Origin of the sequence: Aeromonas sp. S41-2 (genome assembly GCF_027705845.1) — a bacterium.
In the GTDB taxonomy this organism is placed as follows: domain Bacteria; phylum Pseudomonadota; class Gammaproteobacteria; order Enterobacterales; family Aeromonadaceae; genus Aeromonas; species Aeromonas hydrophila.
The window spans coordinates 239,750-252,666 of sequence record NZ_JAPDCG010000005.1; the positions used below are offsets into that span (position 1 = coordinate 239,750).

The 12,917-nt window shown below is 60.7% G+C and carries 12 protein-coding genes; 3 read left to right on the plus strand and 9 right to left on the minus strand.

Going from position 1 to position 12,917, the window contains the following annotated elements:
* Positions 1–111: 111 nt before the first annotated feature.
* Complete coding sequence (locus OKC44_RS13940) at positions 112–1,011, minus strand: flagellar motor protein MotB (RefSeq protein ID WP_011707084.1); 900 nt, start codon at positions 1,009–1,011, stop codon at positions 112–114.
* 8 nt (positions 1,012–1,019) lie between these two features.
* Complete coding sequence (pomA, locus tag OKC44_RS13945) at positions 1,020–1,778, minus strand: flagellar motor protein PomA (protein ID WP_011707085.1); 759 nt, start codon at positions 1,776–1,778, stop codon at positions 1,020–1,022.
* 220 nt (positions 1,779–1,998) lie between these two features.
* Between pomA and xseB the strand changes: the two genes are divergently transcribed.
* From xseB to dxs, 3 genes are read left to right on the plus strand one after another with little or no spacing between them, the layout of a single operon-like run.
* Positions 1,999–2,250 carry an exodeoxyribonuclease VII small subunit gene (gene xseB, locus OKC44_RS13950; RefSeq protein ID WP_016351725.1) on the plus strand — a complete coding sequence of 84 codons (252 nt, stop codon included), beginning with the start codon at positions 1,999–2,001 and terminating at the stop codon, positions 2,248–2,250.
* The gene (ispA, locus tag OKC44_RS13955; RefSeq protein WP_029304283.1) at positions 2,251–3,141 is read left to right on the plus strand and encodes a (2E,6E)-farnesyl diphosphate synthase; all 891 of its coding nucleotides are present in this window, start codon (positions 2,251–2,253) and stop codon (positions 3,139–3,141) included.
* A 21-nt stretch (positions 3,142–3,162) separates the two neighbouring features.
* Positions 3,163–5,028, plus strand: coding sequence for a 1-deoxy-D-xylulose-5-phosphate synthase (gene dxs / locus OKC44_RS13960; RefSeq protein ID WP_029304284.1), 1,866 nt, complete (start codon positions 3,163–3,165; stop codon positions 5,026–5,028).
* Between the two features lie 79 nt (positions 5,029–5,107).
* On the opposite strand, the gene OKC44_RS13965 is transcribed toward dxs, so the two are convergent.
* The 7 genes from OKC44_RS13965 to nusB form a co-directional block, all read right to left on the minus strand.
* Positions 5,108–6,049 carry an ABC transporter permease gene (locus OKC44_RS13965; RefSeq protein WP_011707089.1) on the minus strand — a complete coding sequence of 314 codons (942 nt, stop codon included), beginning with the start codon at positions 6,047–6,049 and terminating at the stop codon, positions 5,108–5,110.
* Between the two features lie 3 nt (positions 6,050–6,052).
* Positions 6,053–7,027, minus strand: coding sequence for an ABC transporter permease (locus OKC44_RS13970; protein ID WP_011707090.1), 975 nt, complete (start codon positions 7,025–7,027; stop codon positions 6,053–6,055).
* Positions 7,028–7,126: 99 nt separating this feature from the next.
* Positions 7,127–8,683: an ABC transporter substrate-binding protein gene (locus OKC44_RS13975; protein ID WP_270813498.1), complete on the minus strand. Its 1,557-nt coding sequence runs from the start codon at positions 8,681–8,683 to the stop codon at positions 7,127–7,129.
* A gap of 70 nt (positions 8,684–8,753) precedes the next feature.
* Entirely contained in the window at positions 8,754–10,478 is a 1,725-nt protein-coding gene (locus OKC44_RS13980; RefSeq protein WP_011707092.1) for a dipeptide ABC transporter ATP-binding protein, read from the minus strand.
* A 510-nt stretch (positions 10,479–10,988) separates the two neighbouring features.
* Positions 10,989–11,483 carry a phosphatidylglycerophosphatase A family protein gene (locus OKC44_RS13985; RefSeq protein WP_270813500.1) on the minus strand — a complete coding sequence of 165 codons (495 nt, stop codon included), beginning with the start codon at positions 11,481–11,483 and terminating at the stop codon, positions 10,989–10,991.
* Positions 11,480–12,439 carry a thiamine-phosphate kinase gene (gene thiL / locus OKC44_RS13990; protein WP_029299287.1) on the minus strand — a complete coding sequence of 320 codons (960 nt, stop codon included), beginning with the start codon at positions 12,437–12,439 and terminating at the stop codon, positions 11,480–11,482. The genes OKC44_RS13985 and thiL overlap by 4 nt, the downstream gene beginning before the upstream one ends.
* Positions 12,440–12,499: 60 nt before the next feature.
* The gene (nusB, locus tag OKC44_RS13995) at positions 12,500–12,913 is read right to left on the minus strand and encodes a transcription antitermination factor NusB (RefSeq protein ID WP_011707095.1); all 414 of its coding nucleotides are present in this window, start codon (positions 12,911–12,913) and stop codon (positions 12,500–12,502) included.
* Between the last annotated feature and the right edge of the window lie 4 nt (positions 12,914–12,917).

Genomic DNA, 12,917 nt, shown 5'->3' on the forward strand with positions numbered 1-12,917 from the left:
GAGAGAGCCGCAGCTGTCGGTTCGGATGAGGCATCTTAATATGAAGCCGGCACAAAATCCATGTCAGTCCCTGCGAGCGGGATCGCGCTTTCTCATCAGAATTTGCCGGAACTATTTCTGCTCCTGCGCGCTGATCGGGGCTGACACCGTCGGTTTGCCCTGCATGATGGAGATCTCCACCCGTCGGTTCATGCGCCGGTTTTCCGGGCTGGTGTTGGGCACCAGCGGCTGGGAATCGGCCATGCCCTGTACCACCAGCCGGCCGCCATCGAAGCCCGGCACCTTGATCATCTGGTGGGCTACCGCCACCGCCCGTTGGGAAGAGAGCTCCCAATTGGACTGGAACAGCTCATCCTCGGTTGCAGCATCATCGGTGTGACCCGAAATGGTGATCTCGCCGGGCACATCCTTGAGCAGAGCCGCTACCTTGCGCACCACCGGCCAGAACTGGGGCTGCAGGAAGGCGGATCCCGCCGGGAAGGCCGCTTTTTCCCGGATCCGGATGATGATCTGCTGGCCCAGCGCTTCCACTTCGATGGCGCCATCCTGGATCTGCGCCTTCATCTGATCCGCCAGCGCCTTGGCCAGCGCGTTGGACTGCTCCTGCTGCTGTTGTTTCTGCGCCTCCTGCTGGGTGTCCCCCCCCACCAGCTTCTCTTCACTCTTGTCATGACCGCCGGCCTGATCGGCATCGCCGGGTTGAAAATCCAGCTCGGTCTGGGTCATGTCCATGGTTTGCTGCATGATGGTATCGATGGGGGTCGGCTCCGGGCGACCCGGTCTGAACTCCTGAGCGATGACGGAGGTTCCCTTGGGGATGTCCTTCACCTCGAGAATATTCTGCACCCCGAACGCCTTCTCCATGGAGCCGGCGATCTGCTTGAACTTCTGCACGTCCATCTCGGCAAACGAGAGCAGCAGCACGAAGAAGCACATCAACAGCGACATCAGGTCGGCGAAGGTTCCCATGTAGCCGGGCAGACCGGGAGGTGGGCATTTGCACTTTGCCATGCGCGCTCCTATTCGGTCCCGTTGTTGCGTTTGGACTGGTTCAGGTAGTTCTGCAGCATGGCCTGGATCACCCGCGGGTTCTGGCCATCCTGAATGCCCATGATGGCGTCGAGGATCAGGGTACGGCTCAGCTGCTCCTCACCGCTGCGCAGCTCCAGCTTGTCGGCGATGGGGATGGCGATCATGTTGGCCTCGATCGCCCCGTACAGGGTGGTGAGCAAGGCCACTGCCATGGCCGGGCCGATGGACTTGGGATCGCTCATGTTGGCCAGCATGGCTACCAGGCCCACCAGGGTACCTATCATCCCCATGGCGGGGCCGAGATCCCCCAGGGAGCGGAACACCTTGACGGCGATGACGTGGCGCTCCGAGGTCAGCTCGATATCCTTCTCCATCACAGCCCGTACCACGTCGGCGTCATGGCCATCCACCAGCATGTCGATGCCCTTCTTCATGAAGGTATTGGGGATCTCCGCCGCCTCCAGGGCCAGGAAGCCCCCCTTGCGGGCCGCGTCCGCCAGCTCCACCGCCTTGGCAATCAGGTCATCGAGCTTGTCCCCCTTGTACATGAAGGCCTTGCCGGCCACCTTGAACGCCATCAGAAACTGGCCGAGGTTGAACTTCATCATGCAGATGAACAGAGAACCCAAAATGGTGATATAGACCGAGGGCATATCCACATACATGCTCATGGGGCCACCCAGCAGCATGCCGTACACCACCACCCCGAACCCCAGCACTATGCCTATCAGACTGCCTAAATCCACATCCCTACTCCTGTCAGCTGAAATTTGTTGTATCTGCAGTTTGTTGAATTTTCTGCTATTGGCTCATCAGCGGCAAGGGTTGCCACAATTTTCCCCGTTCGGAAGATGGCTTATTATCGGCCACTTTTCCGAGAGTTTAAGCCGACGGCATTTTTCTGCCTCCCCCCTGCCCGTCGTCGATGTTAAGATAAGCCGTTTTTTTCAATCCCCGAGGATGGACATGGCCAGTAAAAAAATCGACCGCCTGAGTTTTGATGCCACTCTGGAAGAGCTGGAAACCATAGTTCATCAACTGGAACAGGGCTCCCTGCCGCTGGAAGAGGCCCTCAAGCAGTTTGAGCAGGGCATTCATCTGGTGCGGGCCGGCCAGCAGAAGCTGGAGCAGGCCGAGCAGAAGATCCAGATCCTGCTGACTCAGGCCGATGGCAGCGAGCAAGCCGTCCCCTTCCAGCCAGAGCAAGGAGAGGAGTGAGTGACGCTGGACGATTTTTCCCGCCTGCACCGGCAACGTATTGACGACTGTCTGTCTGCACAACTTGAATCCTTGCCCGCCATGGCGCCGCGCCTGCGCGATGCCATGCGCTACGGCCTGCTGCTGGGCGGCAAGCGGGTGCGCCCCTTCCTGGTCTACGCCGTCGGCGAGATGCTGGGCGTAAAGAGCGAACTGCTGGATGGCCCGGCCGCCGCGGTGGAGTGCATCCACGCTTACTCCCTGCTGCACGACGATCTGCCCGCCATGGACAACGACGATCTGCGTCGCGGTCAGCCGACGGTGCACAAGGCCTTCGATGAAGGCACCGCCATTTTGGCCGGCGACGCCCTGCAGACCCTGGCCTTCACCATTCTGGCCGATCACCCGATGCCGGATTCGCTGCTGGCCAACCGGGTACGGATGCTGAGCCGGCTGGCCCGCGCCTCGGGTTATCTCGGCATGTGCGGCGGTCAGGCGCTGGATCTGCAGGCGGAAGGGCGCCAGATTTCCCTCGCCGAGCTGGAACAGGTACACCGCCACAAGACCGGGGCTCTCATCGAGTGCGCCGTGGCGCTTGGCGCCCTGTGCAAGGCTGACGTGGATGAAACCACCCTGAGCGCGCTGCAAACCTATGCCGCCGCCATCGGTCTCGCCTTCCAGGTGCAGGATGACATCCTCGACATCACGGGCGATACCGCCACCCTCGGCAAGCGGCAAGGTTCCGATCTAGCGCTGGAAAAGAGTACCTATCCGGCGCTGCTGGGGCTCGACAATGCCCGTGAGCTGGCTCGCGAACTGCATGGTAAAGCCTTAACAGCCTTGCAATCTTTGCCCTACAATACCGACATTCTGGAAGCGTTTGCCGATTACATCATCGAGCGAACCCACTAAACGCTGGATAACAGTAACAATATGAGCGTTGATATAAGCAATTTCCCCAACCTGGCCCTCGCGGATACGCCGGTCGAGTTGCGATCCCTGCCCTTCGAGCGACTGCCCGTACTGTGCAACGAACTGCGTGAATATCTGCTGCGTTCGGTGAGTCGCTCCAGTGGCCATCTTGCCTCCGGGCTCGGCACCGTCGAACTGACGGTGGCGCTGCACTACGTCTACAACACCCCGTTCGATCGGCTGGTGTGGGACGTGGGCCACCAGGCTTATCCCCACAAGATCCTCACCGGTCGCCGTGATCGGATGCAGAGCATCCGCCAGAAAGACGGTCTGCACCCCTTCCCCTGGCGCGGCGAGAGCGAATATGACGTGCTCTCGGTCGGCCACTCCAGCACCTCCATCGGTGCGGCGCTCGGCATGGCAGTTGCTGCCGAAAGCGAAGGGCTGGGACGCAAGGTGGTCGCGGTGATCGGCGACGGTGCCATCACCGCCGGCATGGCGTTCGAGGCACTCAATCACGCCGGCGATGTCCACAAGGACATGCTGGTGGTGCTCAACGACAACGAGATGTCCATCTCCGAAAATGTCGGGGCACTGAACAACCACCTGGCCCGCATCATGTCTGGCAAGCTCTACACCACCATCCGCGAGGGTGGCAAGAAGGTGCTGGCCGGTCTGCCGCCAGTCAAGGAGCTGGCCAAGCGGGCCGAGGAACACCTCAAGGGAATGGTGGTGCCCGGCACCCTGTTCGAGGAGTTCGGCTTCAACTACATAGGCCCCATCGACGGCCACGACATCAACGCCCTGGTCGAGACCCTGCGCAACATGCGCAACCTCAAGGGGCCGCAGCTGCTGCACGTCAAGACCAAGAAGGGCAAGGGCTACGAGCCCGCCGAGAAGGACCCCATCGGTTATCACGGTGTGCCCAAGTTCAATCCGGACGAGTGCACCCTGCCCAAGGCGAGCGGCGGCAAGCCGAGCTTCTCCGCCATCTTCGGCCAGTGGCTGTGCGACATGGCGGCCAAGGATGAGCGGCTGGTCGGCATCACCCCGGCCATGCGCGAAGGCTCCGGCCTGGTGAAGTTCAGCCAGCAGTATCCGGATCGCTACTTCGACGTGGCCATCGCCGAACAGCACGCGGTCACCTTCGCCGCCGGTCTCGCCATCGCCGACCAGAAGCCGGTGGTCGCCATCTACTCGAGCTTCCTGCAGCGGGCCTACGACCAGCTGATCCACGATGTGGCGCTGCAAGAGCTGCCGGTGCTGTTCGCCATCGACCGGGCCGGTCTGGTGGGGGCCGACGGCCCGACCCATCAGGGGGCGTTCGACATCAGCTTCCTGCGCACCGTGCCCAACATGGTGATCATGACCCCGTCCGACGAGAACGAATGCCGCCAGATGCTCTACACCGGCTACCAGTGCAACGGGCCGGCGGCGGTACGCTACCCCCGCGGCAGCGGCACCGGTATCCAGGTCGAGAGCGAGATGCAGGCGCTGGCGCTCGGCAAGGGCCGCATTGTGCGTCAAGGCAAGGGCACCGCCATCCTGGCGTTCGGCACATTGCTGCAACAGGCCAAAGCGGCAGCCGAGGCGCTCGATGCCACCCTGGTGGATATGCGCTTCGTCAAACCGATGGACGAGGCGCTGGTGCTCTCCCTGGCCGCGACCCACGATCAGTTCGTCACCCTCGAGGACAACGCCATCATGGGCGGTGCCGGCTCTGCGGTGAACGAGCTGTTGATGCGCAGCAAACAGTGCAAGCCGGTGCTCAACCTCGGCCTGCCGGATCGCTTCGTCGAACAGGGTACCCAGGAGGAGATCTACGCACTGCTGGGGCTCGATGGCGCCGGCATCCAGCGCAGCATCGAACAGTGGCTGCAGGCTTGACCCCCTCAGCACACACAGTAAAAGGGCGCCGTTATGGCGCCCTTTTTGTTTATCTGTCTCGTTGGTTTATCTGTGACCATCAGCCCTTGTAGAGCTTGGGATTGAACACATCCCGCAGCCAGTCACCCAGCAGGTTGATGACCAGCACCAGCACCACCAGGCAGATGCCCGGGAAGGCGGTGATCCACCAGGAACCGGAGAAGATGTAGTTGAAGCCCACGCTGATGAGCGAGCCCAGCGACGGCTGATCCACCGGCATCCCCAGACCGAGGAAGGAGAGCGCTGCCTCGCTCATGATGGCGTTGGCCACCTGCACCGTGGAGATGACCAGGATCGGCGACAGGCAGTTGGGCAGAATGTGGCGGAACATGATGCGCGGGGCACGAAAACCCATCACCTTGGCTGCTTCCACATACTCCTTCTTCTTCTCCGCCAGCACCGAGGCGCGCACGGTTCGGGCGTACTGCGGCCACTCGGCGATACCAATGATCACCACCAGCATCAGGATGGCGAACTTCGAGTAGAACTCGGAACCAAACGTCGCCTGGAAGATGGCGGAGATGATGATCGCCACCATCATGGTGGAGAACGACAGCTGCACGTCGGCAAAGCGCATCAGCAGGCTGTCGATGCGACCACCGAAGTAACCGGCCATCAGCCCGATGACGATGCCGAGCACCAGCTGCAACGCAACTGCGAACAGACCTATGGTCAGCGAGATACGGGCGCCATAGAGGATGGTGCTCCAGATATCACGACCCTGGTTGTCGGTACCGAGCCAGAAGCGCTCTTCGCCCCCTTCCAGCCAGGAGGGCGGCAATTCGGCATCCATCAGATCGAAGCTGGTCTGGTCGTAGACGTTGTACGGGGCCAGCCAGGGTGCCAGCAGCGCCGCCAGTACGAACACCACGAACACCGCAAAGCTGAACATGGCTACCTTGTCCCGCAGGAAGTAGTAGACGATGTCGGAATTTTTAAAACGTGCCCAACGGCTTGGGCTTGCAGTTACAGCATTAGTCATCTGTTACCCCTTGGCGGTCAGGTTGACGGTCGGGTTGATCAACCCGTAAAGCAGGTCGACCAGGGTATTGGTCACCACGAAAATGAGCCCGACGAAGATGACGTAGGCGGTGATGAGGGGCGTATCGACCCGGTGGATCGCCTCGAGAAACAGGAAGCCGGTCCCCGGCCACTGGAACACGCTCTCGGTCAGGATGGTGTAGGCCACCATGGTACCGATCTGCACACCGCCGACGGTAATGACCGGCAGCATGGTGTTCTTCAGAGCGTGGCTGTAGTAGACCTTGTTGTTGTCCAGCCCCTTGGCACGGGCGAACTTGACGTACTCGGAGGAGAGCTGCTCCAGCATCTCGGAGCGCACCAGCCGGATGAACAGCGGCAGCATGATGGAGGAGAGCGCCACGCAGGGCAGGATCAAATGCTTGATGCCGTCCCAGGTGAAGAAGCCAGACTCCCAGCCCAGCAGGTTGTAGGTCTCGCCGCGGCCATAGGCCGGCAGCCAGCCCAGCTGGATGGAGAAGAGGTACATCAGCATGATGGCGGTCAGGAACACCGGGATCGAGATGCCGATGCTGCTCCCCGCCATGATGATCTTGGTCGGTATGCTGTGCGGGCGGATCGCCGAGTAGACCCCAAGCGGAATGGAGACCACCACGATGATCAGCGCAGCGCCAAACACCAGCTCAAGAGTAGCCACCAGCTTGTCGAGGATAACCTCGAGGGCTGGTCGCTTGAAGAAGTAGGAAGTACCCAGATCCCCGTGTACCGCGTTCTTCAAGAAGCGGCTGTATTTGACGAGGAAAGGATCGTTGAGGCCCATCTTCTCGCGCAATTCGTGGCGCTGGGCTTCGGAGACGGATTGTCCCACCAGCTCGCGCAACGGATCCCCCAGGTTGTCCTGGATGGAGAAGGCGACCAGGCTGATGACGAACATCACTATCACGGCCTGATAGAACCGTTTCAGCAGGAATGTAAACATGCTTGTCCTTCTACGTGGCCTGTGTCATGGCACAGGCTTCTGTTAGCAGGCGGGGTGGCCGGCTGACCACCCCGCCCCGTCCTTCCTTGCAACCTTCGCTTACTTGCCGACCACCAGGTCGCCGAAGTAAGGGAAGTTCATCACGTTGACCACCGGCTTGATGTCGGCGTTCTTCTTGGCGCCATAGGCCAGATCTTCCCAGTGCAGCGGCACGTAGGCAGCGTCGTCGATCAGCATGGCTTCAACCTTCTTCAGCATCTCGGCACGCTTGGCCGGATCGGTCTCGGCGTTGGCCTGCTCGACCAGCTTGTCAGCCTCGGCGTTGGCATAACCGGCGCAGTTGTACTGGCCCATGCCGGTCTTGGCATCCTTGGTGAAGGTCAGGAACTCGAAGAAGTTCGCACTGTCTTCGGTGTCGGAGTGCCAGCCGATCAGCTGCATGTCCGCGGCGCACTTGTCAAACTCAGGCCAGTACTGGGCCACCGGCATGGTCTTCAGATCCACCTTGATGTTGATCTTGGCCAGCATGGCGGAGACGGCCTGGGCAATCTTGACGTCGTTGACGTAACGGGCAGCCGGGGAGATGAAGCTCATCTTGAAGCCCCGCTCATAGCCGGCTTCCTTCATCAGCTGCTTGGCCTTGGCCAGATCATACTGGGGCTTGAGCGCCTCGTTGTGACCGGCATAGCCTTTCGGGCTCAGCTGGCCGGCAGGGGTACCGAAGCCTTTGTTGATCTTTTCGACGATGCCCACCTGGTTGATGGCGTAGTTGATCGCCTGACGCACGCGCTTGTCTTTCAGCGCCGGGTTGGTGTTCTGGTTCAGCTCGATGATGATGGCGCGGGTACCGGACAGGGTCACCAGCTGGGTGTCCTTGCCGTTCTTCACGCGCTCCAGATCGTTCGGCGCAACCGGGTAGATCACGTCCACGTCGCCACCCAGCAGTGCCGCCACGCGGGTGGCGTCTTCCTTGATGGGCACCACGGTCAGGTTGTCGACGTTGCCCTTGGAGGCCTTGTCCCAGTAGTTGGCGTTGCGGGTGTACTCCAGCTTCACGCCCTGCTCGCGGAACTTGACGCTGAACGGACCGGTACCGGAGACGTGGGTGGAGGCGTAGGAGTCGCCGTTCTTGACGATCTCGGCCTTGTCTTTGCCCGCCTCGGTCTTGCCGGTATAGAACTTGGAGTCCATCGGGAAGATATAGGTGACGGTCTGCAGCACCAGCGGGAACGGCTTGGCGGTGACGAGATCGACGGTGTACTCATCGACCTTCTTCACTTCGGCGATGGGGTCGAAGATGGCCTTGAAGTCGACGGAGGACTTCAGTCGGTTGACGGTCCACACCACGTCGTCGGCGGTGAAGTCGTTGCCGGAGTGGAACTTGACGCCCTTGCGCAGGAAGAAGCGCACGGTCTTGTCGTCGATGCGCTCATACTTCTCGGCCAGACGCGGCTCGAATTTCAGGTCCTGGGTGTAACGCATCAGCGGATCGAACACCAGGTGGGACATCTCCAGGGTCTGACCGGAGAGCTGCTCCTGCGGGTCCAGCGAGGTGGCGTCGGAGGCGACGGCGACCTTGATGTCGACGGCGGAAACGTTAAAAGCGAAACCGGCGGCAAACAGCGCCAGGGCAATCTTGGATAATCCTTTCTTCATGTCTTTCTCCATGCTTTTGGCTTTTTATTGACACTTTTTTTGACAAGCAGAGCGGCGGGCCGCCCCTTTCCTAGCTTGCGATTTCCAGCCCCTCGCGGGACATTCCCTTGAACTCCGGCATGAGGGAGATCAGCTTGCGGCTGTACTCATGCTCGGCATTGGTAAAGAGTTTCTCGGTCTCCGCCACTTCCACCAGATGACCGTGCTGCATCACCCCGATGCGATCGCACATCTGGCGGATCACCGGCAGATCGTGACTGATGAACAGCATGGTGAGGCCTAGCTCCTGCTGCAAATCCTTCAGCAGGTTGAGGATCTGGGCCTGCACCGACACATCCAGCGCCGAGGTGGGCTCGTCGCAGATGAGGAAGCGTGGCCGGGTCGCCAGGGCGCGGGCAATGGAGATGCGCTGACGCTGGCCGCCGGAGAATTCGTGGGGATACTTGACCCCGGCACCACGGCCAAGGCCGACGTGATCCAGCAGATCCCCCACGATCCCCTCGATCTGGCTCTCGCTGCCCGCCAGCTTATGAAAGCGGATCGGCTCTGCGATGATGTCGCGCACCTTCATGCGCGGGTTCATCGAGGAGTAGGGGTTCTGGAACACCATCTGCATCTGGCGACGCAGCGGGCGGCGCTCATGCTCGCCCTTGAGCGCGGTCAGATCGATCCCCTCGAAGAAGATCTTGCCGGTATCGGGCGGATAGAGGCCGGTGATGGCACGGGCGATGGTCGACTTGCCGGAGCCAGACTCCCCCACCAGGCCGAAGGTTTCACCCTCGAAGATCTCGAAGCTGATGTTGTTGCAGGCCCGCACGTACTGGCGGCGGCTCGGGAACAGGGAATCCTTGGTGACGAACTTCAGATCCACGTTCTCCACCCGCAGCAGCGCCCCTTCATAGGCGCGCTCGTCCTGACTCTGGCCGAGCCAGTGGGTCTTGAGATCGATGCTGGTATCCGCCGCACCGGCGTCCTCGATATAGGAGACCAGCGGGAAGCGCACCAGCTTCACATCCGAGCGGGGCACCGCCGAAATGAGGCTGCGGGTATAGGGGTGGTTGGGGCGACCCAGCACCTGTTCGGTGGTACCGAACTCCACCAGATCGCCGCGATACATGACCGCCACCTTGTCGGTGACGTTGGACACCACGCCCATGTCATGAGTCACCAGCATGCAGCCCACCTGCCGCTCTTTACAGAGGTTGCGGATGAGCTGGAGGATCTGATCCTGAATGGAGACGTCCAGCGCCGTGGTCGGCTCGTCGGCGATGATGAGCTCGGGATCGCCGGAGAGGGCGATGGCAATGACCACCCGCTGGCGCATGCCGCCGGAGAACTGATGGGGGTACTGCTTGATGCGCAGCTCAGGCTGCGGGATGCCCACCGCCGCCATCAGGGAAAGCGCCTTGGCAAACGCCGCCTCACGAGTGAGGTCGGTATTGGCCAGAATGGTTTCAACCAGCTGCCGTTCAACGGTGAACAGCGGGTTGAGGGAGGTCATGGGGTCCTGAAAGATGAAGCCGATGCGCGACCCTCGAATGGCTCGCATCTCGTTCTGGCTCTTGCCGGAGATGAGTTCGCCATTGAGATAGATGTCGCCACGGGCGATACGGCCAGGGGGGCTCAGCAGGTCGATGACGGCGTTGCCTATGGTGGACTTGCCGGCACCGGACTCGCCTACCACACCGACTATCTCCCCCTTTTCAACGGAAAAAGAGAGATCCTTCACTGCGGCCAGCACCCCGTAGCGGGAGGGGTACTCGATCCGCAAGTTTTTCACTTCGAGCAAGGACATGTTTACCTCTGCGGGGGACATCCGTCCCAAATAATTCGTCCGTAAATCGGCCGCAGATGCCGGTCGTGCCTTGGGGTGATCTTGAGTGCTTGATATGACTGCAAAACGCTCAATCCATGAGACAACGAAACCAGCGATCCGGGCGGGTTTTTTGCATTTTTTTGGAATAACCCGCGAGTAACTTAGACGGTTTGGCGGCGAGTGTAAATGATCGGGTTATACAATTTCGCAATACTTTGCTCAGTTAGCAGCCAAGTCAGCAGTCATAAATCATGACTCCTATCACATATACAGACTATATGACCGATAAAATGCCTGACTAGTGCTTTTACTTTCAACAATGGCGTAACAGGCGGGAATATTCACTATTGACTTAATAGTCTTAAGCTTCGAATGAGTAGTGAATATTTATGTGAAATGATTTTTTAACGGCAGCATATGCCGATGAATGAAAACTAAACAGAGATATATAGGGGGATGCCAGCATGGCGCTCCCCCTTGCGGTCACCCTCAACCCAGCCAGTATGCCAGCGATTGCATACAAAACAGGGCGAACAGGCCGGCGATGAGATCGTCCAGCATGATGCCAAGGCCGCCATGGATGCGGCGGTCGAACCAGGAGATGGGCCAGGGCTTGAGGATGTCGAACAACCGGAACAGCACGAAGCCGGCCAGCACCCACTCCCAGCCGGCCGGCGCCGCGATCATGGTGACCCCAAAACCGATCACCTCGTCCCAGACGATGGCGCCGTGATCCGGCATGCCGATGGCATCGGTGGCGCTCTGACAGATCCGGATACCCGCCATGAAGCCCAGCACCAGCAGCCCGATAAACCAGGGCGTCGACAGACCGCTCACCAGCAGGTAAAGGGGGATGGCGGCGAGCGTCCCCATGGTGCCCGGCGCCTTGGGCGAGAGGCCGGAGCCAAAACCCACCGCCAGAAAGTGCAGCGGATGCTTCAGGTTCAGCCGCTTCAACTCGGGCTTTATCGCGAACAGGCTCATGCGAAGTGGTCCCACCCTTTCAGTTCCAGCGCCACCGTTTGTTCACCCCGCAGATAGTCGATGCCCGGCTCGCCGGCAACGATGCGACCGATGCGGGTAAACTTGACGCCGCAGTTGGCCAGTGCCGTGTCCAGCGCGCCGCGATGCTCCTCCGGCACGGTGAAGCAGAGCTCATAGTCATCGCCACCGGCCAGTGCCAGCTGCCAGGCATCCTGTTCGCTCACCGCATCCTGCAGCACCGGCGAGAGCGGCAGCAGATCGAGATCGATCTGGGCCCGCACACCGGAGGCCTTGAGAATATGGCCGAGATCCGAGGCCAACCCGTCGGAGAGATCCAGCGCACTGCCGGCCAGCCCACGCAGGGCCTGTCCGGCCAGAATACGGGGATGGGGATGATCGAGACGCGGCAGCACGGCCGCCAGCTGGTTCTCGTTGAGGGTTCGCTTGGCCAGCAGATGGGAGAGCGCCAGGGCGGCATCGCCCAGGGTACCGGTCACATAGACCCCGTCCCCGGCCTTGGCACCGCTGCGCAGCAGGGCACGGCCAGCCGGTACCGACCCTTTCACCGACACCGTGATGGAGAGCGGGCCGCGGGTCATGTCGCCGCCTACCAGCGCCACGTTGTAGTATTCGGCAAGCTCCAGGAACCCTTCGGCAAAACCGGCTACCCAGGCCTCGTTGATGGTGGGCAGGGTCAGCGCCAGCGACACCCAGCGCGGCTCGGCGCCCATGGCAGCCAGATCGGAGAGATTGACCGCCAGCGCCTTGTAGCCGAGATCCACCGGATCCATGTCGGGAAAGAAGTGGACGCCGCTCACCAGGGTATCCGTGCTCACCGCCAGCTGGGTGTCGGGGGGCAGGGTCAGCAGGGCACAATCATCTCCAGGGCCCATCACCACGTCCTTGCGGGCGTGGGGGACCTTGAAGTACTTATCAATCAGCTCGAATTCACCCATACAGTAAAAAGCCAGCAATAAGCTGGCTCCTCTCTTAGATGCTGTTGACGGACAGCAGGATCAACGCTTGTTCAGCGACTTGATCACCTTGTCCAGTACACCGTTGACAAACTTGTGGCTGTCATCGGCAGCAAAGGATTTGGCCAGCTCGATCGCTTCGTTGATGGCCACGCGCGGCGGCACATCATCACGACGGGTCAGCTCATAGGTCGCCAGACGCAGGATCGCCTTGTCCACCATGTCCACTTCTTCCAGCGGACGGGAGAGGAAAGGTGCGAAGACCTTGTCCAGCTCGTTGCAGTGGAGGGCTACTCCGAACAGCAGATCGCGGAAGTAGTTCAGGTCCACACCCTTGGTGTCCTGATCGATCTTGAACTGCTCTTCGATGTCGCCCACGTTGGCCTTGGTCATCTGCCACTGGTAGATGGCCTGGGTGGCACAATGGCGGGCCTTGCGGCGCTCGGACGGTTTCAATGCA